Raw genomic sequence first — 22796 nt, 5'->3', positions numbered from 1 at the left:
TTAGTCAGGTTATTTTAATGCGCGGATCAGCGCATCATTATCTGCGTTTTCAGCCACACGGATGTCGCTCCAGCCCAACTGGCGGGCGAGGGTGGCTAAACGTTCACTGACCACTACCAGGCTACAGCGCAGCAACCAGGTGTCACGGTAGTATTCAGGAACTAACGTATGAAGCAGTTGTAACATTTCGCCGCTGGTGACGACCAGCGTCGTGATGCCTGCGCGCTGCCAGCTTGAGCTTTGCTCACTGCCGTCATAAAAAATCGGGCTGCGCTGGTAGCATTCGCAATAAATGACTTCAACGCCGCGTTCGCGAAGCGTTTCGGCCAGCAGTTCCCGGCCGCCATTGCCGCGCAGGATCAGCGCTTTCTTACCTGCCAGATTTTGTAAATCCGGCAGTTGTAATAAGGTTTCACTGGTTTCACCATCATGCGGATAAATAACAGGAAGGCGACTCAGGCGATGAAACAACAGACCCGTTGTCCGGCCAATGGCATAATAATGCACGTTTCCAGCCCAGCGCTGCTGTGACTGCTGCAAGGCGTGGTCAGCATATTTCACCGCGTGTTGTGACAGTATAAACACCAGATCTTGCTGATTTAATGAGGATAGCAGGTTCGGCAGGCTTGCGAGTCCGTCGCCTGGCGCAAATTCAATCAACGGAGAATGATAGGCAACCCGGCCAAGCGTGCGCAACCGGCTGACAAGCTGCTCGCCGAAAGGAGAAGGACGGGTTACCAATATGGTCATCGTGGTGGGTTTCCCTGGTAAACCTCATGCAGAATTTCACGTGCGCCGTTGGCCAGCAACTCTTCGGCCAACTCAATGCCCAGCTTTTCTGCATCAGCGGTGTTGCCGCGACGTTCGCCGCGCACCATCTGGCGACCATCCGGTGCGCCAACCAATGCGCGCAACCAAATTTGATCACCCTCTATTTCAGCATAGCTGCCAATCGGCACCTGACAGCCACCTTCAAGACGCATATTCATCGCCCGTTCTGCCAGCACGCGCAGCGTAGTTTCACGATGGGCGAGAGGAGCCAGCAATTCGCGGGTGTGGTGATCGTCAAGACGACATTCGATACCGACAGCACCCTGGCCAACCGCAGGCAGGCACTCTTCCGGCGACAGCGCCACGCGGATACGGTCTTGCAGATTGAGACGCTTCAGACCGGCAACGGCCAGAATAATGGCGTCGTAATCGCCGTTGTCGAGCTTACCCAGACGTGTGCCGACGTTACCGCGCAAATCGCGGATCACCAGATCAGGGCGTTGTTCGCGTAGCTGACACTGACGGCGCAGGCTGGACGTGCCGACCACGCTGCCTGCAGGCAGGGTATCGAGATTGGCAAAAAGGTTGGAAACGAAGGCGTCACGCGGATCATCCCGTTCACAAATCGTCACCAGGCCCAACCCTTCGGGAAACTCAACCGGCACATCTTTCATCGAATGCACGGCAATGTCTGCCCGGCCATCCAGCATGGCCAGCTCAAGTTCTTTAACGAACAAGCCCTTACCGCCGACTTTTGCCAGGGGCGTGTCCAAAATGACATCGCCACGCGTCACCATCGGCACCAGTTCGACCTGTAAGCCGGGATGAAACGCCATTAATTGGGTTTGAACATATTGTGCCTGCCACAATGCCAAAGGGCTTTGTCTGGTGGCAATTCGAACGATTTTGTCTAACATGCTTGTTACCGTTTTACTGATTCGCTGACCATCCTACCACCGACGGAGGGAGGCGTCAGCCATCGTCAAACGAGGAGAACGGGCAAAAAAGGAATTTGTTACATCCAGGATCAGGACGTAAAATGTAAAGTAGCGGAAGAATAATTGTGGTGTGTTACTTCCTTTACGGTCAATCAGCAAGGTGTTAAATTGATCACGTTTCTAGCATTTATCCGTCAACTAATTTCCATTCTTACGATAAATGACGGTTTTGGAACGGGGTTTTTTCTAGACACTGTAAAATCAGGCGAACAGTCTTGTACCTCTACATCGAGACACTGAAGCAGAGATTAGATGCGATAAACCAGCTACGTGTGGATCGCGCTTTAGCGGCCATGGGGCCGGCTTTCCAACAGGTCTACAGTCTTCTGCCAGTTTTATTACATCATCATCACCCTCTGATGCCGGGATACCTTGACGGTAAGGTTCCACACGGCGTCTGTATTTTCACGCCTGATGATACCCAAACGACCTACCTTTCCGACCTCGAAGATAAATGGGGCAGCTCCGTCGAAGCCATGGTGAAAGGCGAATTGCCGATCACCGGTGTCTACTCTATGGGCAGCACCTCATCTATAGGCCAGAGCCACACCTCGGATCTCGATATCTGGGTATGCCACCAGTCCTGGCTCGACAACGAAGAACGCAACCGTTTACAGCAAAAATGCAGCCTGTTGGAAAAATGGGCCGCGTCGCTGGGCGTGGAAGTCAGCTTCTTCCTGATCGACGAAAACCGCTTCCGTCATAATGAAAGCGGCAGCCTCGGCGGCGAAGACTGCGGTTCGACGCAGCATATTCTCTTACTCGATGAATTTTACCGTACCGCCGTGCGTCTGGCCGGGAAACGAATTCTGTGGAATATGGTGCCGGGCGAAGAAGAGGGGCATTACGACGAATACGTGCTGTCGCTTTATGCGCAGGGTGCACTGACGCCCAATGAGTGGCTGGATCTCGGGGGGCTGAGTACGCTGTCAGCTGAAGAGTATTTCGGTGCCAGCCTGTGGCAACTGTATAAAAGCATTGATTCGCCGTACAAAGCGGTGCTGAAAACCCTGCTACTCGAAGCCTACTCGTGGGAATACCCAAACACGTCGCTACTGGCGATGGACATCAAAAAGCGTCTGCATCAGGGTGAGATCGTCTGCTTCGGCCTCGACTCTTACTGCATGATGCTCGATCGCGTAACCCGCTATCTGACTCAAATAGAAGACTTCACCCGGCTTGATCTCGTCCGCCGCTGCTTCTATCTGAAAGTGTGTGAGAAGCTCTCCCGCGCCCGTGCCTCCGTGGGCTGGCGTCGTGAAATTCTCAGCCAATTGGTCAGCGAATGGGGCTGGGACGAAGAACGACTGGTGATTCTGGATAACCGTGCCAACTGGAAAATTGAGCGTGTGCGTGAAGCACATAACGAACTGCTTGATGCGATGATGCAGAGTTACCGCAATCTGATCCGCTTCGCCCGTCGCAACAATTTAAGCGTCAGCGCCAGCCCGCAGGATATCGGCGTGCTGACCCGTAAATTGTACGCCGCCTTTGAAGCGCTGCCGGGTAAAGTCACGCTGGTGAATCCGCAGATTTCGCCTGACCTGTCAGAAAGCGATTTAACCTTTATTCACGTGCCGATTGGCCGCGCCAACCGCACCGGCTGGTATCTGTATAACCGGTCGCCGTCGATGGAGTCGATTGTCAGCCATCAGCCACTGGAATATAACCGCTATCTGAACAAGCTGGTGGCCTGGGCCTACTTCAATGGTTTATTGACCTCCACCACGCGGTTGCATATTAAAAGCAGCAACCTGTGCGACATCGCCAAGCTGCGTGAACTGGTGGCGGACGTTTCACATCACTTCCCGCTGCGTCTGGCGGCCCCAACGCCAAAAGCGCTGTACAGTCCGTGTGAAATTCGCCATCTGGCCATCATTGTTAACCTTGAATATGACCCGACCGCCGCGTTCCGCAATCAGGTGGTGCATTTCGATTTCCGCAAACTGGACGTGTTTAGCTTCGGCCAGCAACAGCAATGCCTGGTGGGCAGCATTGATCTGCTCTACCGCAACTCGTGGAATGAAGTGCGAACCCTGCATTTCAACGGCGAGCAGGCGGTACTGGAAGCGCTGAAAACTATTCTGGGCAAAATGCATCAGGACGCCGCGCCGCCGGAGTCGGTAGAAGTGTTCTGCTACAGCCAGCACTTACGCGGCCTGATCCGTACCCGCATTCAGCAGTTGGTGTCGGAGTGTATTGAGCTGCGTCTGTCGAGCAAGCGTCTTGAGCCGGGCCGCTTTAAAGCGGTGCGCGTCGCCGGGCAAACCTGGGGCTTATTCTTTGAGCGCCTGAGTGTTTCGGTGCAGAAGCTTGAAAATGCGATTGAATTCTATGGCGCTATCTCCAACAACAAACTGCACGGTTTGTCGGTCAAAGTACAAACCGATCAGGCGCATTTACCGGCGGTGATTGACGGTTACGCCAGCGAAGGGATTATTCAGTTCTTCTTCGAAGACAGCAGTGATGATGCCGGTTTTAACATCTATATCCTTGATGAAGCTAACCGCGTTGAGGTTTATCACCATTGCGAAGGCAGTAAAGAAGATCTGGTGCGCGACGTTAGCCGTTTTTACTCCTCCTCGCACGACCGGTTTACCTACGGCTCAAGCTTCATTAACTTCAACCTGCCGCAGTTCTACCAGATTGTGTCGCTCGATGGCCGCACTCAGGTGATCCCTTTTCGCAATAATCCGCTGGCGCATTTATGTGTCACCGCGCCTGATAGTACAGCAGAAGAGCCGAAGCGTTTCCAACTGCATTAAGCCGAGATTTCGCTCCCTGGATGCACTAAACAGCGCGGCCTGAGATTATCGATTCCTATTGCTTTTCATGATCCACCTGCGATGATAGAGAGCTTGGTGGCATGAATTACAGGCATTCATAAAATGAAAAACGTTTTACTCTGGTCTTTGGCCGCAACGGTACTCTTTACGCTTTCTGGTTGTGGATTGAAAGGACCGCTCTATTTCCCACCGGCTGACAAATCATCGACACAAAAAAACGGCCAGACACAGGGTGTTCCAGGTGATGGCTCATCTCAGCAAAACGGTGTGTCACCCGAGAAGCTCGGTACCCATTCAAGAAGTTAATTGAGTGGCCAGATTGCGTTTTCTGCAGGGTTTCTGTGGAAATAGACAATAATGTAAAGGATCATCGCGACTGGATCTGACCAGCGGTAAGCGGAGCAAAATATGCAGTTCTCCAAAATGCACGGCCTGGGCAACGACTTTATGGTCGTCGATGCCGTCACCCAAAATGTTTATTTCTCTCCCGAGTTGATCCGCCGTCTGTCTGACCGTAATCGTGGTGTAGGCTTTGACCAGTTGCTGGTTGTAGAACCCCCTTACGATCCTGAACTCGACTTTCACTACCGTATTTTCAATGCTGACGGCAGTGAAGTGGCGCAGTGTGGCAACGGCGCACGCTGCTTTGCCCGCTTTGTCCGTATTAAAGGCTTAACCAATAAACGTGATATCCGCGTTAGTACGCAAACCGGCCGCATGATATTAACCGTCACCGAGGACGAACTGGTGCAGGTCAATATGGGCGAACCGATTTTCGAACCGCAGCAAGTCCCGTTCCGTGCGCCCAAGCAGGAAAAAACCTACATTCTGCGTGCCGAAGAGCACACCGTATTTTGCGGCGTGGTCTCGATGGGTAACCCACACTGTGTTTTACAGGTGGAAGATGTTGCCACCGCCAGCGTCGAACTGTTGGGTCCGATGCTTGAAAACCACGAGCGTTTTCCTGAACGCGTCAATGTCGGTTTCATGCAGGTCGTTGATCGTGAAACGGTTAAGCTGCGCGTCTACGAACGTGGCGCGGGTGAAACCCAGGCCTGCGGAAGCGGCGCCTGTGCTGCGGTCGCGGTGGGTATCCAACAGGGGTTATTGGATGAAGACGTTCAGGTGGAACTGTCGGGAGGCAGCCTCGAGATTCGCTGGAAAGGACCGGGTCATCCGCTGTATATGACCGGCCCTGCCACCCACGTATATGATGGATTTATTCATTTATGAACAATCTTGATGACCAACTGGATGCCGCCGTTGCCCTCGTGCTCGACGACGACAGCGTGATGCAGTATCTGCTGCAAAACCCGGACTTTTTTATTCGCAATGCGCGCAGCGTTGAACAAATGCACGTACCGCACCCGGTGAAAGGCAGCATTTCGCTGGTGGAATGGCAGTTAGGCCGCCAGCGCCACCAGATTGGCCAGTTGGAAGAAGAGATCACGCTGTTGATGGAGCAGGCGTCAGTCAATGAAGGCCTGTTCGGACGTTTAATCGAATTACAGGCCACGCTGGCCGCCGCCAGCAGCCTGCAGGATATGCTAAACCGACTGCAACGCTGGGCGCGCGGTCTTGGGCTGGCGGGCGCGAACGTCCGCCTTTTCAGCGAAAGCTGGCGCATCGGTGCGCCGTCGGACTTTACTCATCTGGCGCTCAGTCGCAGCGCGTTTGAGTCACTGCGCATTCAGCGTCTCGGCGACACCCACCACTTCCTTGGTAGCCTAAACGGCCCCGAATTGTTGCTGGTACTGCCACAGGCCAAAGCCGTCGGTTCGGTTGCGCTGTCGATGATGGGCGAAAACAGAGAGTTGGGCATGCTGATTTTCAGCAGCCGCGATGCGCAACATTATCAGCCGGGAATGGGGACCGTCATGCTCAACCAGTTGGCGAAAATGCTGCCTGGTTTGCTGGAACGCTGGATAGAACGGGCATGAGCCACACTGACTCGCCCCTGAATCCTGTGGTCGAGGCATTTTTACGTTACTTGCGCATTGAGCGCCAGCTCAGCCCGCTGACCTCCAGCAGCTATGCGCGCCAGCTCGACGTCATTATCGGCATGGCTGGTGATATCGGTATTACCTCCTGGGATCAGCTGGATGCCCCAAAAGTGCGGATGTTACTGTCAAAAAGTAAACGCGCCGGGCAAGGTGAAACCAGTCTTGCTTTACGTATGTCCGCATTGCGCAGTTTCCTTGACTGGCAAGTCAGCCAGGGCCTGCTCGAGGTGAACCCCGCGAAGGGGATCTCCACACCGCGGATGAACAAGCATCTGCCAAAAAATCTTGATGTTGATGAAGTCGACAAACTGTTGGATATCGATCCCAGCGACCCGCTTGCCGTCCGTGACCGCGCCATGCTGGAGGTGATGTACGGCGCAGGTTTGCGTCTGTCAGAACTGGTCGGTATTGATATCAAACATGTGGATCTGGCCGAAGGTGAAGTCTGGGTATTGGGTAAGGGCAGCAAAGAGCGTCGCCTGCCTCTGGGCCGCACCGCCGTAACCTGGCTGGAAAAATGGCTGGTCTGCCGTAAAGAGTTTGGCCCTAAAGATGATGCGATGTTTTTATCCAGTCAGGGAAACCGAATCTCCGCCCGCAATGTGCAGAAGCGCTTTGCCGAATGGGGCGTCAAACAAGGCGTCAACAGCCATATCCATCCGCATAAACTGCGCCACTCTTTCGCTACCCACGTACTGGAATCGAGCGGCGATCTTCGCGGGGTGCAGGAGCTGTTAGGCCACTCAAGCCTGTCCACCACGCAAATTTACACCAGTTTAGATTTTCAACATTTGGCGTCGGTGTACGATGCCGCGCATCCACGGGCTAAACGAGGAAAATCCTGATGAAGTTCTATCGACCGCTGAAACGCATTGAAGCGATCACCTTCGATTTAGACGACACGCTGTATGACAACTATGAAGTTATCCGTCACACCGATGCCCAGACGCTGAAATTTATTCAGGAGTTCCACCCGGCGCTGGCGGACATGGCTGCGGACAGGATCCGTCTTATGCGCGCAGAATTACTGGCGCAGGACGCTGAGATTTACCACGACGTCACCGAATGGCGTCGGCAGGCCGTATTGCTGGCGATGACCCGTGCGGGCCTGAGTGACGGCGATGCTAAACAGGGCGCGAAAGCTGCGATGGAAAACTTCGCCTACTGGCGCAGCAAAATTTATGTGCCTGAGGAAAACCATGAGGCGCTGGCTGCATTGGCTGAACGCTGGCCGCTAGTGGCGATCACCAACGGCAATGCAGATCCCCATGCCTGTGGTTTGTCGCAGTATTTCCAGTTCACATTGAGAGCAGGCCCGCATGGCCGCGCCAAGCCCTATTCTGATATGTATAAAAAGGCCGCGCTGAAACTGGATTTACCGTTGGAACAGATCCTGCACGTGGGCGATGACCTCACCACTGACGTGGCCGGTTCGGTGGCGTGCGGCATGCAGTCATGCTGGATAAACCTGCGTGAAGGCAACCTGATGCACATCAAAGATGCCCGCCTGTTACCCCACATTGAGATTTCGCAGTTGGCATCGCTGACAGCATTGCTATAATTCCCATCGTTCTCAGTATATACCCGTCATCCTTCAAGCTGCAGTCGCGTTGGCTGCACTTACTCACCCGAATCACTGACAAGTGTCAGCTCATCGGGATTCATTCGTTTGCCGCCTTACTGCAACTCGAATGATTTTGGGTATTCATTCACAGTAGAAAAGCGTCCTCCGGGGGCTTTTCTCTTCCAGACCCACGGTGCCTATGGACGTTTCTGACCTGCTCGACAGCCTGAATGAAAAACAACGTGAAGCCGTGGCCGCGCCGCGCAGCAATCTGTTGGTGTTGGCGGGAGCAGGCAGTGGCAAAACCCGCGTCCTGGTCCACCGCATTGCCTGGCTTTTGTCGGTAGAAAACTGCTCGCCGTACTCCATCATGGCAGTGACCTTCACCAACAAAGCCGCAGCGGAAATGCGCCACCGTATTGACCATCTGATTGGTACCAGTCAGGGCGGCATGTGGATCGGCACTTTCCACGGTCTGGCGCACCGTCTGCTGCGCGCCCACCACCTTGATGCCAACCTGCCGCAGGACTTCCAAATTCTCGACAGTGACGACCAGCTGCGTCTGCTCAAACGCATCGTTAAAGCACTGAATATCGACGATAAACAGTGGCCGCCGCGTCAGGCGATGTGGTACATCAACGGCAAAAAAGATGAAGGTTTGCGTCCGCAGCATGTTGAAACCTATAACAATCCGGTGGAAGCCACCTGGCTGCGCATCTATCAGGCCTATCAGGAAGCCTGCGACCGCGCCGGGCTGGTGGATTTCGCCGAGCTGCTGCTGCGCGCTCATGAACTGTGGCTGAATAAACCGCATATCCTGCAACATTACCGCGAACGTTTTACCAACCTGATGGTGGACGAGTTCCAGGACACCAACAGCATTCAGTACGCGTGGATCCGTATGCTGGCGGGCAACAACAACAACGTGATGATCGTCGGCGACGATGACCAGTCAATCTATGGCTGGCGCGGAGCACAGGTCGAAAACATTCAGCGCTTCCTGAAAGATTTCCCCAATGCCCACACCATCCGCCTGGAGCAAAACTACCGCTCGACCAGCACCATTCTGACCGCCGCCAATGCGCTGATCGCCAATAACAGCGGGCGCATGGGGAAAAACCTGTGGACCGAAGGTGTCGAAGGCGAACCGATTTCGCTCTATTGCGCGTTCAATGAACTCGACGAATCGCGCTTTGTGGTCAACCGCATTAGAGCCTGGCAGGACAATGGCGGGGCGCTGAAAGACTGCGCGATCCTCTATCGTAGCAACGCCCAATCGCGTGTGCTGGAAGAGGCGTTATTACAGATGGCGATGCCGTACCGCATTTATGGCGGGCAGCGCTTCTTCGAGCGCCAGGAAATCAAAGACGCACTGGCGTATTTGCGCCTGATGGCCAACCGCAATGACGATGCCGCTTTTGAGCGCGTGGTGAATACGCCGGTGCGCGGCATTGGTGATCGCACCCTGGATGTGGTGCGCCAGACAGCCCGTGACCGGCAGATGACTATGTGGCAGGCCACGCGTGCGCTGTTGCAAGACAAAGTACTGGCGGGCCGTGCAGCGTCTTCGTTGCAGCGTTTCTGTGAACTGGTGGACGCCCTGGCGCATGAAACTGCCGATATGTCTCTGCACGTGCAGACCGACCGGGTGATCAAAGACTCCGGCCTGTTCATGATGTATGAGCAGGAAAAAGGCGAGAAAGGCCAGGCGCGTATCGAAAACCTTGAGGAACTGGTGACGGCCACCCGTCAGTTCAGCTATCAGGACGAAGATCAGGACCTGATGCCGCTACAGGCCTTCCTGTCCCATGCCGCGCTGGAAGCGGGCGAAGGGCAGGCGGATGCCAATCAGGATGCCGCGCAACTGATGACGCTGCACTCGGCCAAAGGGCTGGAGTTCCCGCAGGTATTTATCGTTGGTATGGAAGAGGGGATGTTCCCGAGTCAGATGTCGCTTGATGAAGGCGGACGTCTGGAAGAGGAGCGCCGTCTGGCCTACGTTGGCGTGACGCGAGCCATGCAAAAACTGACGCTGACCTACGCGGAAACCCGCCGCCTGTACGGCAAAGAGGTTTACCACAAGCCTTCACGCTTTGTCGGTGAGTTACCGGAGAACTGCGTCGAAGAAGTTCGCCTGCGCGCCAGCGTCTCGCGTCCGGTCAGCCATAAACGCATGGGCACACCGGTAAGTACCAGCGATACCGGGTTCACGCTCGGCCAGCGCGTGGTACACCCGAAATTCGGCGAAGGTACCATCGTGAATATGGAAGGCAGCGGCGAACACAGCCGCCTGCAAGTGGCCTTCCCCGGCGAAGGCATTAAATGGCTGGTTGCCGCATACGCCCGCTTGGAAGCTGTATAAGCTAGCTTACTGGCGATCTTGAGCCCAGGCAGTGCTCGACATCCTCATGGACTACGTGTCCATTCCGGTGTCTCCGCGCTGTCTGGACTCAACCTCGCTGCGCCGCTGACGCTTAACCTTTAATATTTTTACTGGAAAACATCCCCCACATCGGCCTTCGCATACCATTCCAGCGTTGCTTTCACGCGTTCGTCGCCTTCGGGTGCTGAGCCCGGCAGGTAATCTTCTTCAGTGACCGGTTGGTAAGCGCCGCGTTTCACTTCGAAAATCACGCCGCCTTCGTCCAGCGACAGCACGCTGTGCCAGGTGTTGGCAGGGATCTCCAGCAGACGTGTCTCCGCGCCGAGCCACAGGCGGTCGGTAACTTTCCCCTCGGCGTCATAAATCAGCACCAGAAAACGTCCGCGCAGCGCGGTGAGCATCTCCCAGGTGTGCGGATGGCGATGCACTCGCACGTAAGTGCCCGGCTCCATGGCGATGGCCAGACGCTGCACGTCATCTTCCGGCGCCGGGTGGATATTCAGGTTCTGACGCAGGCGGGGCGAGTTGGCCGCTTTTGTGATCAGTTCGCACATCATGTCTTGGTTAATCTGTTTAATCATCGGAGTTCCTGTGCAGCACGTGCCGGAAAAGGGCAGAATCGAGGCCGTTGAGTGTAGCCAAAAATCCTGTGGCATATAAGCCCGTGCAGGTTATCGTGATAGCCTGAAAATTATGCATAAATGTTGCGGGATTACTTTTGTTCGTAGTTGACACTGTTTTTCTTCTCGGCGTAACATGCGCGCACTATTATCTTTGAGGACCTTCGCCTTGGACACACCCAGTAGATACTGGCTCGATAACCTGTTCTTCAGGTACCACTTCTAAGGCTATCCTCTTTGCTGATAGCCTTAGTGGTTGTCAGCGACTTCCGTACTGTCGCTGTGAGTCGGATCTGAATTTGGTCTGAAACACGCCGGTGACACCTTCTCACCCTGTGTTTTCCTGTGCTTCAACGCGTTGTCCATACCTGTCACCATAGGGAGAACGGGCACATGCTGAGTGCTTTTAAATTAGATAACAGCCGCTTATCCCGTTTGGAGCTGGACGAAGCCGATTCTGACGACCTGAAAACGTCGTTGTGGGTCGACTTGATTGAGCCAGATGAACAGGAACGTGAGCGTGTTCAATGTGAGTTAGGTCAGAGCCTGGCAACCCGCCCGGAGCTGGACGATATCGAAGCGTCGGCCCGTTTCTTCGAAGACGAAGACGGCCTGCACATTCACTCCTTTTTCTATTATGAAGATGCGGAAGACCACGCGGGCAACAGCACCGTGGCATTTACTATCCGCGAAGGCCGCCTGTATACGCTGCGTGAGCGCGAACTGCCGGCATTTCGGCTCTACCGTATGCGTGCCAGAAACCAGACGCTGGTGGACGGTAATGCCTATGAACTGCTGCTGGATTTGTTCGAAACTAAGATCGAACAGCTGGCGGATGAAATCGAAAATATCTACAGCGATCTGGAAAAACTCAGCCGCGTGATCATGGAAGGTCAGCAGGGTGATGAATATGACGCCGCGTTGTCCACGCTGGCGGAGCTGGAAGACGTGGGCTGGAAAGTGCGTTTGTGTCTGATGGATACCCAGCGTGCGCTCAACTTCCTGGTGCGCAAGGCGCGTTTACCGGGCAGCCAACTGGAACAGGCGCGTGAAGTCCTGCGCGATATCGAATCGCTGTTGCCGCATAACGAATCGCTGTTCCAGAAGGTCAACTTCCTGATGCAGGCGGCGATGGGTTTTATCAACATCGAACAGAACCGCATCATCAAGATCTTCTCGGTGGTTTCCGTGGTGTTCCTGCCGCCAACGCTGGTGGCATCAAGCTACGGCATGAACTTCAAGTTTATGCCGGAACTGGAGCTGACCTTTGGTTACCCGGCAGCGATAGGCCTGATGATCCTGGCCGGTCTGGCTCCTTATCTGTACTTCAAGCGTAAAAACTGGCTTTAAGCATTCAACCTGTCAGCCCCGATGCTGGCAGGTTTCTTCCTTCCTGTTTCCTTTGCCAGATTTCCCTCCACGGTTCGAACTGTGTTAGAAATGTGCCTCCGCTTACGCTAATGCAGAATTAAATCATGTTGATGGAAAGGATTGCTCCCTGGGGCCAGTGGTCATTGCTGGTTATCGCGTCGCTGATCCTCGGTTTCTTCTTTCAGGCCTTTCATGTACCGGCTGCCTTGCTGCTGGGGCCGATGATCGTCGGCGTCCTGATGGGATTGCTCGGTGCCACGGTGCGCATCGCACCGGTCTTCTTCAAAATTGCCCAGGGTATTTTGGGGTGCATGATCGCCCAAAGCTTGTCGCCCTCCATATTGCCGCCCCTGCTCAATGACTGGCCGATGGTGTTACTGGTACTGATTGCCACCCTGCTGGCAAGTGGTCTGTCAGGTTGGTTGCTGGTGAAATTCAGCAGCCTGCCGGGGCCGACGGGCGCATGGGGTTCATCTCCCGGCGGTGCCAGTGCGATGGTGGCGATGGCCGGAGATTTCGGCGCTGATGTGCGTCTGGTGGCCTTCATGCAATATCTGCGAGTGCTGTTTGTGGCAACAGCAGCGGCGTTTGTCGCCCGCATGAGCCTCGGGGATAGCGCATCGGCGGCGGCGGCGGTGATTTGGTTCCCGCCGGTTGACTGGCGTTTCGCCGCCACCTTGTTGTTGGCGCTGGCAGGCGTCTGGCTTGGGCCGTTATTGCGAATACCTTCCGGTGCATTGTTGCTGCCTGCGGTGGTCGGTGCGGCGCTGCATTCGACCGGCACCATGACGTTGCAAGTACCGGAATGGCTGCTGGCAATGGCGTATACGCTGATTGGCTGGAGCGTCGGGCTGCGCTTTACCCGGCCTATTTTTAAACTCGCGTTAAGAACCCTGCCGCAAATGATCGCGTCGATCATCGGGCTGATGCTGATTTGTGGGGGAATGGCGTGGGTGCTGACGAAAGTGCTGCATGTGGACATGCTGACAGCTTATCTGGCGACCAGTCCCGGCGGGCTGGATACCGTGGCGATCATCGCGGCAGGCAGTGATGTGAATTTAGGGTTTGTGATGGCCATGCAGACGCTGCGTCTGCTGACCATCATTGTGACCGGTCCGGCCATGGCGAGGTTTATTTCGCGCAGTGCCAGACCGTCGTCCTCAACGCCGTAAGCGGCGCTGGGTGTAAAGCGCATCAGCGACAAAGCAGAACAGCCCGGCCCAGATAAAGCCGAAGGTCACCAACTGCGACGTCGTGACGGACTCACCGTAAACCGCGACAGCCAGAATAAACATCAGCGTCGGCCCCAGATACTGGAAGAAGCCCAGCGTCGACAGCTTCAGGCGCGTGGCGGCAGCGGTGAAAAACAGCAGCGGAATGGTAGTAATAATACCGGCAGCCATCAGCATGAGGTTGAGTGACCAGGGATTCGCCGGTAAGTGACTGGTCGCGGTGTCGGCGATGAAAAACAGATAAATAGCTGCCACCGGCAACAACCACAACGTTTCAATCAACATGCCGGTCTGGGCCTCGACGCCGATGCGTTTACGCAATAACCCATACAGCGCAAAACTCAGCGACAGACCGAGGGCAATCATTGGCACGGAGCCATATACCCACACTTGATAGCTGACGCCGATAAACGCCAGCACCACGGCGACCCATTGCATCCGGCGAAAACGTTCGCCTAAAAACATCATCCCTAACAGCACGTTAACCAGCGGGTTGATGAAATAACCCAGGCTGGCTTCCAGCAGATGATTGTTGTTGATAGCCCAGATATACAGCAGCCAGTTCCCGCCGATGATCACCGCCGTCAACAACAACAGGGCCACTTTCTTCGGCACTTTCAGCACCTGACGCACGTTCCCCCAGCTGCGGCTGACTGACAGCAATACCAGCATAAAGAAGAACGACCAGATCACCCTGTGAGTGAGGATCTCGTCCGCTGGGACCTGTTTAATCAACTTAAAATAGACCGGAGCGATGCCCCAGATAAGATAGGCAACGAAGGCAAAAATAATGCCCTGCCGTGTGCGTTGTGCGTCCATGTTCATGCCTGATATCAGAAGAAGAGGGCGAGTTTACCCGATACTTGCCACCGGTGTTTTGCTTTGTAATGGGTTTAGTGCAACCTCATCAACCCACCATATACGTGGCTGTGGCGGTAGCGATATGTACCCCGCTTTCGTTGTGCAAATCCACCCTGGCCACCGACACCTTATTGCCGGCGCGGATGAGGTGGGCGCTGGCGGTAAAAACGTCACCACGGCCAGGGCGCAGGTAATCAACGCGCAAATCAATGGTGCCCATTTTTGCCAGACGCTGGCGCATTTCGGCCTCCAGCAGCGGATGGTCGGGCTTATCGCGGCGGATTAACGAACTGGTGACGCACACCAGACCAGCGGCGACGTCCAGCACGGCGGCAATCACCCCGCCATGCAGAATTTTCTGTGCGGCATTGCCGACCAGGCGGTTTTGATGCGTAAAGGTCAGTTCGGCGAGGTCAACGTCGAGTTGTTTGAGCTCAAGACCCAGCTCGCGGTTAAACGGCATATCGTAAACGAAAATATCGCCAATTAACTGGCGGGCGGCATCGTGGCTCATGGATGTGGCAGACATGAAAGAATTCCTGAAGTGCGGGCCTACATGTTAACAGAATGTAGATTTTAGGCCGTGGGGGAATTGATTTCCAGAGTGCAAATGATAAATCTAATCAATACTCAGTCAGCGTGCATTTTGTGTGTAAAATGGCCTACTTTTCTGGGTTCTTAACAACGTTTGATTGATAAATATAATCCAGCCGCTCTGACGGCAATGACTTTTGGTGGAGGAATAATGCGTAACAACTGGGCTGTTGGGGCAACCTTACTGGTAATGCCAGCACTGAGCTATGCGGCAGAAGCAACAATTCAAGAAGTGCATGATCAGCCTAGCGTGCGCGGTAGCGTGATTGCCAACCTGCTGCAGGAGCATGACAACCCGTTTACCTTATATCCCTATGACACTAACTATTTGCTTTACACCGATACCAGCGGCGTAAACAAAAAAGCCATTCAATCCTATAACTGGTCAGATAATGCGCGGCATGATGAGGTCGAATTCCAGTTAAGCCTGGGCTTCCCTATCTGGCGCGGTATTGCGGGTGACAACTCGTTGATCGGCGCGTCTTACACCCAGAAGGCCTTCTGGCAGTTGTCGAACCGTGCTGAATCTTCGCCATTTCGCGAGACCAACTATGAGCCTCAACTGTTTATTGCCTGGGCGACGGACTACAACGTCTTTGGCTGGACACTGCGTGAGGCCGAATACGGTTTCAACCATGATTCGAATGGCCGTTCAGACCCGACGTCCCGTAGCTGGAACCGGGTCTATGCGCGCTTTATGGCGCAAAACGGTAACTGGCAGGTGGATCTCAAACCCTGGTACCGCATTCCCGAAAGCGACAAAAATGACGATAACCCGGACATCACCAAATATATGGGCTACTACCGTCTGAAAGTGGGTTATGCATTGGGAGAAAGCGTGATAAGCGTTGAAAGCCGCTACAACTGGAATACCGGTTACGGCGGCGCGGACGTTGGCGTCAGCTACCCGATCACCAAACATATGCGTTTCTACACCAAGGTGTTCAGCGGTTATGGTGAGTCATTGATTGACTACAACTACAAGCAGACTCGCGTGGGTGTTGGTATCATGCTCAACGACATTATGTAATATACCCGTCATAGTTCAAGTTGCAGGTGCGTTGGCCGCGCTCAATCACCCGAATCACTTACTTGAGTAAGCTCATCGGGATTCTTTCGTTTGCCGCCTTCCCGCAGCTCGAATTATTTAGGGTATATGATATATGGCAGCCCCGGTGGCCTTTTCAGGTCGCCGGGCGGTTTGAACAGTTGGGGAATTGAGTGTCTACGGCGGCAGTGATAAATGCAGTGATAAATAAAGAAGAGCTGGCTCATCAGGTATTACGCGATACCTTCGGCTATCAGCAATTCAGACCGGGTCAGCAAACGATCATCAATACGGCCCTTTCTGGCCGGGATTGTCTGGTAGTGATGCCGACCGGCGGCGGTAAGTCGCTGTGCTATCAAATCCCTGCATTGGTGATGGACGGCCTGACGCTGGTGGTGTCACCGTTGATCTCCCTGATGAAAGATCAGGTAGACCAACTGATGGCGGCGGGCGTTGAAGCCGGCTGCCTGAATTCGACCCAAACCCGCGAACAACAGCAGGACGTGATGGCCGGTTGCCGCACGGGCCGCATCAAGATGCTGTATATCGCGCCGGAACGCCTGATGCTGGGCGATTTCCTCGAACAGCTGCAACAGTGGAATCCGGCCATGCTGGCCGTTGATGAAGCCCACTGTATTTCCCAATGGGGCCACGATTTCCGCCCTGAATATCGCGCACTCGGCCAGTTAAAACTGCGTTACCCGCAGCTGCCGGTGATTGCCCTGACCGCCACCGCCGACGAAGCCACCCGCAACGACATTGTCCGTCTGCTGGAGCTTAACGATCCGCTGATTCAGGTCAGCAGTTTCGACCGTCCGAATATCCGTTACACGCTGGTGGAGAAGTTTAAACCCCTCGACCAGTTGATTCGCTTCGTGCAGGACCAACGTGGCAAAAGCGGCATTATTTACTGTAACAGCCGGGCCAAAGTCGAAGACACCGCCGCCAGGCTGCAAAGCCGTGGGCTGAGCGTTGGCGCCTATCACGCTGGTCTGGATAACGACACCCGCGCCCGCGTGCAGGAAGGTTTCCAGCGCGACGATCTGCAAATTGTGGTCGCCACCGTGGCGTTCGGGATGGGTATCAACAAGCCCAACGTGCGCTTCGTGGTGCATTTTGATATTCCGCGCACCATCGAATCTTACTATCAGGAAACCGGGCGTGCCGGGCGTGATGGCCTGCCTGCTGAAGCGGTGCTGCTCTACGATCCGGCCGACATGGCCTGGCTGCGCCGTTGTCTGGAAGAGAAACCCGCGGGCGCTCAACAGGATGTCGAGCGGCATAAACTCAATGCGATGAATGCCTTTGCCGAAGCGCAAACCTGTCGCCGTCTGGTGCTGCTCAACTATTTTGGCGAAGGCAAACAGAACGCCTGTGGTAACTGCGACGTCTGTCTTGATCCGCCAAAACGCTACGACGGCCTGCTTGATGCGCAGAAAGCGCTGTCGGTGGTGGCGCGGGTTGGGCAACGCTTTGGTTTAGGTTACGTGGTGGAAGTGCTGCGCGGCTCGAATAACCAGCGCATCCGCGAATACGGGCACGACAAGCTGTCTGTTTATGGCATCGGTAAAGAGCAAAGCAATGAACATTGGACCAGCGTGGTGCGCCAACTGATCCACCTCGGGATGATCATGCAGAACATCGCCATGCACTCGGCGCTGCAACTGACTGAAGCCGCGCGTCCGGTACTGCGCGGCGAAATTCCTTTGCAGCTGGCGGTGCCGCGAATTCAGACGCTGAAGATCAAAAGCAGCGCCAGTCAGAAAACCTACGGCGGCAACTACGATCGCAAACTGTTTGCCAAACTGCGTAAGCTGCGTAAATCATTGGCAGATGACAACAACGTGCCGCCATACGTGGTATTTAACGACACCACGCTGCTGGAAATGGCCGAACATTTGCCGATCAGTCCAAGCGATTTGTTGGATATCACCGGCGTTGGCCAGCGTAAGCTCGAGAAGTTTGGTCGTCCGTTTATGGCGATGATCCGTGACCATATTGATAACGGCGACGAATAAGCGCCTATTCCCAAAGATAAACAGAGAGATACACACTCATGCTGATTCTATTTCTGACTGTTGCCTTGATGCATATGATCGCGCTGGTAAGCCCGGGTCCTGACTTTTTCTTTGTCTCGCAAACGGCGGCCAGCCGTTCGCGCAAAGACGCGATGATGGGTGTGGTGGGCATTACGCTGGGCGTGGCAGTCTGGGCGGCAGTGGCGCTGATGGGATTACATCTGATTTTGCAAAAAATGGCCTGGCTGCACCAGATTATTACCGTCGGCGGTGGCCTGTATCTATGCTGGATGGGCTGGCAATTGCTGAAATCAGCGCGGGCCAAAAAATTGGCTGGTGATACCGATGAAGTGGAAAGCCCCGTCGATCTGCCTGCCCGTGGCCGCACTTTTATGCGCGGTCTTCTGACCAACCTTTCCAACCCGAAAGCGGTGATTTACTTCGGCAGCGTGTTCTCATTATTTGTCGGTGACAATGTCAGTGGCGGGGAGCGCGGGGGCCTGTTTATTTTGATCGTAGCGGAAACTTTTGTCTGGTTCTCGGTGGTGGCGATGGTCTTTGCGTTGCCGGCAATGCGTCGTGGTTACCAGCGTTTGGCGAAATGGATTGATGGCGTAGCGGGCGTGGTGTTTGCTGGTTTTGGTATCGCGTTAATTGTGAATCGTTAACAGGCTTCGTGCCACTTACCATTTTAGCTGCGGGCAGTGCTCGACATCCTCATGGACTACGTGTCCATTCCGGTGTCTCCGCGCTGGCCGCAGCCAAACTGGCTGCGCGCACTGTGCCTGAGTTGTCGCTAAATCAAACTTTCCTCGCACTCGCCAGCAACACCCCGACCAGCATAAACAGCGAGCCGAAAATGCGGTTCAGCAGTTTCATCTGTTTCGGCGCTTTGACCCAACCGGCAATGCGCGTCGCCAGTGTCGCATAACCTATCATCACGATAATATCGACCATCACGGTGGTGACACCAAGTACCACGTACTGTGCCGTTTGTGGCTGGTGCGGGATGATAAACTGCGGGAACAGCGCGGCTAAAAACACAATACTTTTCGGGTTGGTGAGATTGACCAGAATTGCGCGTTTGAACAGCCGCCGGCGTGGCATACTGCTGGCCAGCGCATTCAGATCGATGGCTCCGGCGGCGCGCCACTGGCAGATACCTAGCCAGATCAAGTATGCGGCCCCGAGCCATTTCAGCACTTCGAAGGCCATCAGCGATTGCGACACCAGTGCGCCGAGACCGATGCCGACCAGGACGATGTGGATCGCCAGCCCGAGCTGCAAACCCGCAATGGATGCGACGGCACCGCGATAACCATGGCTGATGCCTACGCTCATGGTATTGATAGCGCCGGACCCCGGGGAAAGACTTAAAATCGAAGTTGTGAGCAGATAGGTTAACCACCAGTCTAACGTCATCGAGCGACTCCCTGAATACACCATTTTATGGCACAATACGCTATTGTTTATGGGCTCACAAATAACTTACTTCACCTTCCTGTAACACGGTTTCGGAACCCTTCCATGTCATCGAATTTTGCAAAGTGGTTAACACGTGAGAAAGAGTTTTCTGCTTTTGCAACCGGTCCCTTGCTGGATTTTTGGCGTCAACGGGAAGAAGGGCAATTTGCTGGCGTGGACGACGTGCCGATTCATTACGTCCGCTTTAGCGCTTTTGAGCACGACAGTGTCATTGTGGTGTCACCGGGGCGTATCGAAAGCTACGTAAAATACCCGGAACTGGCTTATGACTTATTTCACAGCGGGTATGACGTCGTCATTGTTGACCATCGCGGGCAGGGGCGCTCCGGGCGTATGCTCGATGACCCGCACCGTGGACATGTGCAGCACTTCGATGATTACGTTGAAGATTTTCACCGGCTGTATGAACGGGAGATCACCCCGCGTCATTACAATAAGAAATATGTCCTGGCCCATTCGATGGGAGGCGCGATTGCCGCCCTGTTCCTGGCGAAATACCCACAGACGTTTGACGCGGCAGCCTTTTGCGCGCCAATGACCGGCATCTATTTACCGATGCCCGGCTGGATCTCACGGCGAATACTCAACTGGGCGGAAAATCACCCGCTGCGCCGCGACGGATATGCCCTGGGAACCGGCCACTGGCGCCCACTGCCGTTTGTGGTTAACCGTCTGACGCACAGCCGTGAACGCTATCGCCGCAACCTGCGTTTTTATGCCGATTACCCCGAGCTACAGGTTGGCGGACCGACCTACCACTGGGTGCGGGAAAGCATTGAGGCAGGTATGCATATCCTGCAACAAGCCGAAAAGATCACCACACCCCTGCTATTATTACAGGCAAGTGAAGACCGGGTCGTTGATAACCGGTCACACCTTGCTTTTTGTCAGGCGATGGCCGTTGCCGGACACCCTTGTGAAGGGGAGAAGCCAATGGTCATTGAAGGCGCGCGCCATGAGATCCTGTTTGAACGGGACGACCTGAGGGCACAGGCGCTCGATGCCATCATGCGCTTTTTTGCGCGGCATTAACTCGCGGCGAACTGCCGCGCATAACTCCATCAGAGGTTAGAACCTACCGCTATGTATCATGTTGTTGCTTCCGATTTAGATGGCACCCTGCTGTCACCCGACCATACCCTGAGCCCCTACGCCAAAGAGACGCTGAAGATGCTGACTCAGCGCGGCGTGCACTTTGTGTTCGCCACCGGCCGCCATCACATTGATGTGGCGCAGATCCGTGACAACCTGGAAATCAGCGCATTTATGATCACCTCCAACGGCGCACGGGTGCATAACACCGAAGGCGAGCTGATCTTTTCGCATAATGTCGACGAAGACATCGCCCGTGACCTGTTCGGTATCATGCACAACAACCCGAACATTCTGACTAACGTCTATCGCAATGATGACTGGTATATGAACCGCGATCGTGACGATCAGGACCAGTTCTTCCGCGAATCCGTCTTCAAATACAAACTGTACGAACCGGGTCTGCTGGAAACCGATGGCATCTGTAAAGTCTATTTCACCTGCGAAAGCCATGAAGAACTGATCCCGCTGGAAGATGCGATCAACGCCCGCTGGGGCGATCGCGTTAACGTCAGCTTCTCGCTGCCAACCTGTCTGGAAGTGATGGCCGGTGGCGTGTCGAAAGGCCACGCTCTTGAGCACGTCTCTAAACTGATGGGATATTCGTTGAAAGATTGCATCGCCTTTGGCGACGGTCTAAATGATTTGGAAATGCTGACCATGGCCGGTAAAGGCTGCCTGATGAGCGGCTCTCTGCCGCGTCTGAAAGCGGCAATGCCGGATGCCGAAATTATTGGTTCGAATGCTGACGACGCAGTGCCGCATTATCTGCGCAAAATGTATCTCTCCGAACCGGCTTAATTTTCCGCTGTGTTGAATGATAAAAAAAACGGGCAGGGTGAAAACCTTGCCCGCTTTTTATGGCGTCGCATCCTGAGAAAAACTTACTTCTGAGGCTGCGTTTGCTGGTGCTCTAAATAACTCACCGCTTTGTCCGGGAAGTCAGTGAACAGACCGTCAACGTGCGCCTGCTGATAGAGAATTTGATACAGCGAATTCACATTGGTGACGTACTTCGGCAAATCGTCTGCGCGAACGGTAAACGGATGCACCACCAGCTTGCTGGCGTGCGCCTCCGCCGTCATCGGCGTCAGTTTGATGTTATTGACCGTAGAGTCCGCTTCAATCAGCATATGGTAATCCGGCCCGATGCCGTCAGCGTACTGCGCAATCTGTTTCATCGCGCCCGGCTTGAACATCCAGTCATAGTTGTAGTTCACCCACTTGCCGTCTTTCTGCTCCTGGGTTTCGTCCCACTTGGTGTAGGCGATCAACTGAACCAGTTTCAGGTCGATGCCCATCTTCGGCTCCAGCTCATTTTTGATGCGCTTAAGCTCATTCGGGTCGAAGCACTGGACATAGACGTTGCTGCTTTTGCGGGTGTATCCGTACTCCTTGAGTACCTCCAGCACTTTGGCAGAAATGTCTTTGCCTTCCTGACGGTGGAACCACGGTGCTTTGATCTCGGTATAAATCCCGACGTCTTTACCCGTCGAATGATTCAGCCCCTGCACAAACTCGATCTCTTCCTGGAAGGTGTGCACACGGAAATCAGATTTACCCATCGGGAAACGTCCCGGATAGGTCTGCACCTGCTTACCGTCTTTGATATTAAAACCTTCGGTGAACTTCAGCGACTTGATCTCAGGCAGCGTGAAATCGATGGCGTAATAACGCCCATCTTTACGCGCCCGGTCCGGGAAGCGCTGTGCCACGTCGGTCACGCGGTCCAGATAGTGGTCATGCAGAACGACCAACTGGTCGTCCTTGGTCATCACCAGATCCTGCTCGAGGAAATTGGCACCCTGCGCGTAAGCCATGGCTTTGGCGGGCAGGGTGTGTTCCGGCAGGTAACCGCTGGCACCGCGATGGGCGATAACCACCGGCTCGGCAGCACTGGCGTAGCATGAGGCGGCAATCAGCCCTGCCAGCAGACTACTTTTCAATACATTCCCTAATACCTTGCGCAT

The 22796-nt window shown here is 54.6% G+C and carries 21 protein-coding genes; 14 read left to right on the top strand and 7 right to left on the bottom strand.

Features of this window, described 5'->3' with window-relative positions:
* Nucleotides 1–9: 9 nt before the first annotated feature.
* Together hemD and hemC are read right to left on the bottom strand one after the other, a co-directional pair.
* Nucleotides 10–750, bottom strand: coding sequence for a uroporphyrinogen-III synthase (gene hemD, locus EAH77_RS19845; protein ID WP_140474550.1), 741 nt, complete (start codon nt 748–750; stop codon nt 10–12).
* The gene (hemC, locus tag EAH77_RS19840; RefSeq protein ID WP_140474549.1) at nt 747–1688 is read right to left on the bottom strand and encodes a hydroxymethylbilane synthase; all 942 of its coding nucleotides are present in this window, start codon (nt 1686–1688) and stop codon (nt 747–749) included. The genes hemD and hemC overlap by 4 nt, the downstream gene beginning before the upstream one ends.
* A gap of 296 nt (nt 1689–1984) precedes the next feature.
* Between hemC and EAH77_RS19835 the strand changes: the two genes are divergently transcribed.
* From EAH77_RS19835 to uvrD, 7 genes are all read left to right on the top strand, one after another.
* Nucleotides 1985–4534 carry a class I adenylate cyclase gene (locus EAH77_RS19835; RefSeq protein ID WP_140474548.1) on the top strand — a complete coding sequence of 850 codons (2550 nt, stop codon included), beginning with the start codon at nt 1985–1987 and terminating at the stop codon, nt 4532–4534.
* Between the two features lie 123 nt (nt 4535–4657).
* Complete coding sequence (gene lptM, locus EAH77_RS19830; RefSeq protein ID WP_140474547.1) at nt 4658–4861, top strand: LPS translocon maturation chaperone LptM; 204 nt, start codon at nt 4658–4660, stop codon at nt 4859–4861.
* Nucleotides 4862–4963: 102 nt separating this feature from the next.
* On the top strand, nt 4964–5788 hold the full coding sequence (gene dapF, locus EAH77_RS19825) for a diaminopimelate epimerase (protein WP_140474546.1): 825 nt from the start codon (nt 4964–4966) through the stop codon (nt 5786–5788).
* Nucleotides 5785–6495 carry a DUF484 domain-containing protein gene (locus tag EAH77_RS19820; RefSeq protein ID WP_140474545.1) on the top strand — a complete coding sequence of 237 codons (711 nt, stop codon included), beginning with the start codon at nt 5785–5787 and terminating at the stop codon, nt 6493–6495. Before dapF ends, EAH77_RS19820 begins: the two co-directional genes overlap by 4 nt.
* Complete coding sequence (gene xerC, locus EAH77_RS19815; RefSeq protein ID WP_140474544.1) at nt 6492–7403, top strand: tyrosine recombinase XerC; 912 nt, start codon at nt 6492–6494, stop codon at nt 7401–7403. Before EAH77_RS19820 ends, xerC begins: the two co-directional genes overlap by 4 nt.
* Complete coding sequence (gene yigB, locus EAH77_RS19810; protein WP_140474543.1) at nt 7403–8119, top strand: 5-amino-6-(5-phospho-D-ribitylamino)uracil phosphatase YigB; 717 nt, start codon at nt 7403–7405, stop codon at nt 8117–8119. Before xerC ends, yigB begins: the two co-directional genes overlap by 1 nt.
* 202 nt (nt 8120–8321) lie before the next feature.
* Nucleotides 8322–10484, top strand: coding sequence for a DNA helicase II (gene uvrD, locus EAH77_RS19805; RefSeq protein ID WP_140474542.1), 2163 nt, complete (start codon nt 8322–8324; stop codon nt 10482–10484).
* A gap of 128 nt (nt 10485–10612) precedes the next feature.
* Here uvrD and EAH77_RS19800 read toward each other — a convergent pair whose 3' ends face one another.
* Complete coding sequence (locus EAH77_RS19800) at nt 10613–11086, bottom strand: WbuC family cupin fold metalloprotein (protein WP_140474541.1); 474 nt, start codon at nt 11084–11086, stop codon at nt 10613–10615.
* A 432-nt stretch (nt 11087–11518) separates the two neighbouring features.
* Between EAH77_RS19800 and corA the strand changes: the two genes are divergently transcribed.
* Nucleotides 11519–12475 (top strand): magnesium/cobalt transporter CorA, encoded by a 957-nt coding sequence (gene corA, locus EAH77_RS19795; protein ID WP_140474540.1) that lies wholly within the window; start codon nt 11519–11521, stop codon nt 12473–12475.
* Nucleotides 12476–12600: 125 nt separating this feature from the next.
* Entirely contained in the window at nt 12601–13668 is a 1068-nt protein-coding gene (locus EAH77_RS19790; protein ID WP_431306783.1) for an AbrB family transcriptional regulator, read from the top strand.
* Here EAH77_RS19790 and rarD read toward each other — a convergent pair.
* Entirely contained in the window at nt 13657–14547 is an 891-nt protein-coding gene (gene rarD / locus EAH77_RS19785; protein ID WP_140474539.1) for an EamA family transporter RarD, read from the bottom strand. The two genes, EAH77_RS19790 and rarD, sit on opposite strands and share 12 nt — an antisense overlap.
* Nucleotides 14548–14635: 88 nt before the next feature.
* On the bottom strand, nt 14636–15118 hold the full coding sequence (locus tag EAH77_RS19780) for a thioesterase family protein (RefSeq protein ID WP_140474538.1): 483 nt from the start codon (nt 15116–15118) through the stop codon (nt 14636–14638).
* A gap of 216 nt (nt 15119–15334) precedes the next feature.
* Here EAH77_RS19780 and pldA point away from each other — a divergent pair, with 216 nt between their 5' ends.
* The 3 genes from pldA to rhtC all read left to right on the top strand — a co-directional run bounded on the left by pldA (nt 15335) and on the right by rhtC (nt 18917).
* Nucleotides 15335–16213, top strand: coding sequence for a phospholipase A (gene pldA, locus EAH77_RS19775; RefSeq protein WP_140474537.1), 879 nt, complete (start codon nt 15335–15337; stop codon nt 16211–16213).
* A gap of 191 nt (nt 16214–16404) precedes the next feature.
* On the top strand, nt 16405–18249 hold the full coding sequence (gene recQ / locus EAH77_RS19770; RefSeq protein ID WP_140474536.1) for an ATP-dependent DNA helicase RecQ: 1845 nt from the start codon (nt 16405–16407) through the stop codon (nt 18247–18249).
* 38 nt (nt 18250–18287) lie between these two features.
* Nucleotides 18288–18917 (top strand): threonine export protein RhtC, encoded by a 630-nt coding sequence (gene rhtC, locus EAH77_RS19765; protein ID WP_140474535.1) that lies wholly within the window; start codon nt 18288–18290, stop codon nt 18915–18917.
* A gap of 133 nt (nt 18918–19050) precedes the next feature.
* Here rhtC and rhtB read toward each other — a convergent pair whose 3' ends face one another.
* Nucleotides 19051–19671: a homoserine/homoserine lactone efflux protein gene (gene rhtB / locus EAH77_RS19760; RefSeq protein WP_140474534.1), complete on the bottom strand. Its 621-nt coding sequence runs from the start codon at nt 19669–19671 to the stop codon at nt 19051–19053.
* Nucleotides 19672–19776: 105 nt separating this feature from the next.
* Between rhtB and pldB the strand changes: the two genes are divergently transcribed.
* Together pldB and yigL are read left to right on the top strand one after the other, a co-directional pair.
* Entirely contained in the window at nt 19777–20766 is a 990-nt protein-coding gene (gene pldB, locus EAH77_RS19755) for a lysophospholipase L2 (RefSeq protein ID WP_140474533.1), read from the top strand.
* 51 nt (nt 20767–20817) lie between these two features.
* The gene (gene yigL, locus EAH77_RS19750; protein ID WP_140474532.1) at nt 20818–21627 is read left to right on the top strand and encodes a sugar/pyridoxal phosphate phosphatase YigL; all 810 of its coding nucleotides are present in this window, start codon (nt 20818–20820) and stop codon (nt 21625–21627) included.
* Between the two features lie 83 nt (nt 21628–21710).
* On the opposite strand, the gene glpQ is transcribed toward yigL, so the two are convergent.
* Nucleotides 21711–22796, bottom strand: coding sequence for a glycerophosphodiester phosphodiesterase (glpQ, locus tag EAH77_RS19745; RefSeq protein WP_140474531.1), 1086 nt, complete (start codon nt 22794–22796; stop codon nt 21711–21713).

This window comes from Ewingella americana, assembly GCF_006438725.1.
Classification (GTDB): domain Bacteria; phylum Pseudomonadota; class Gammaproteobacteria; order Enterobacterales; family Enterobacteriaceae; genus Ewingella; species Ewingella americana_A.
The sequence above is the reverse complement of the archived record's forward strand: the minus strand, read 5'-3'. Positions and strand labels throughout refer to the sequence as shown.

Coding starts and splice junctions, on each gene's coding strand:
- hemD (WP_140474550.1), bottom strand. CDS start 750: ATGACCATATTGGTAACCCGTCCTTCTCCTTTCGGCGAGCAGCTTGTC.
- hemC (WP_140474549.1), bottom strand. CDS start 1,688: ATGTTAGACAAAATCGTTCGAATTGCCACCAGACAAAGCCCTTTGGCA.
- lptM (WP_140474547.1), top strand. CDS start 4,658: ATGAAAAACGTTTTACTCTGGTCTTTGGCCGCAACGGTACTCTTTACG.
- dapF (WP_140474546.1), top strand. CDS start 4,964: ATGCAGTTCTCCAAAATGCACGGCCTGGGCAACGACTTTATGGTCGTC.
- EAH77_RS19820 (WP_140474545.1), top strand. CDS start 5,785: ATGAACAATCTTGATGACCAACTGGATGCCGCCGTTGCCCTCGTGCTC.
- xerC (WP_140474544.1), top strand. CDS start 6,492: ATGAGCCACACTGACTCGCCCCTGAATCCTGTGGTCGAGGCATTTTTA.
- yigB (WP_140474543.1), top strand. CDS start 7,403: ATGAAGTTCTATCGACCGCTGAAACGCATTGAAGCGATCACCTTCGAT.
- uvrD (WP_140474542.1), top strand. CDS start 8,322: ATGGACGTTTCTGACCTGCTCGACAGCCTGAATGAAAAACAACGTGAA.
- EAH77_RS19800 (WP_140474541.1), bottom strand. CDS start 11,086: ATGATTAAACAGATTAACCAAGACATGATGTGCGAACTGATCACAAAA.
- corA (WP_140474540.1), top strand. CDS start 11,519: ATGCTGAGTGCTTTTAAATTAGATAACAGCCGCTTATCCCGTTTGGAG.
- EAH77_RS19790 (WP_431306783.1), top strand. CDS start 12,601: ATGTTGATGGAAAGGATTGCTCCCTGGGGCCAGTGGTCATTGCTGGTT.
- rarD (WP_140474539.1), bottom strand. CDS start 14,547: ATGGACGCACAACGCACACGGCAGGGCATTATTTTTGCCTTCGTTGCC.
- EAH77_RS19780 (WP_140474538.1), bottom strand. CDS start 15,118: ATGTCTGCCACATCCATGAGCCACGATGCCGCCCGCCAGTTAATTGGC.
- pldA (WP_140474537.1), top strand. CDS start 15,335: ATGCGTAACAACTGGGCTGTTGGGGCAACCTTACTGGTAATGCCAGCA.
- rhtC (WP_140474535.1), top strand. CDS start 18,288: ATGCTGATTCTATTTCTGACTGTTGCCTTGATGCATATGATCGCGCTG.
- rhtB (WP_140474534.1), bottom strand. CDS start 19,671: ATGACGTTAGACTGGTGGTTAACCTATCTGCTCACAACTTCGATTTTA.
- pldB (WP_140474533.1), top strand. CDS start 19,777: ATGTCATCGAATTTTGCAAAGTGGTTAACACGTGAGAAAGAGTTTTCT.
- yigL (WP_140474532.1), top strand. CDS start 20,818: ATGTATCATGTTGTTGCTTCCGATTTAGATGGCACCCTGCTGTCACCC.
- glpQ (WP_140474531.1), bottom strand. CDS start 22,796: ATGCGCAAGGTATTAGGGAATGTATTGAAAAGTAGTCTGCTGGCAGGG.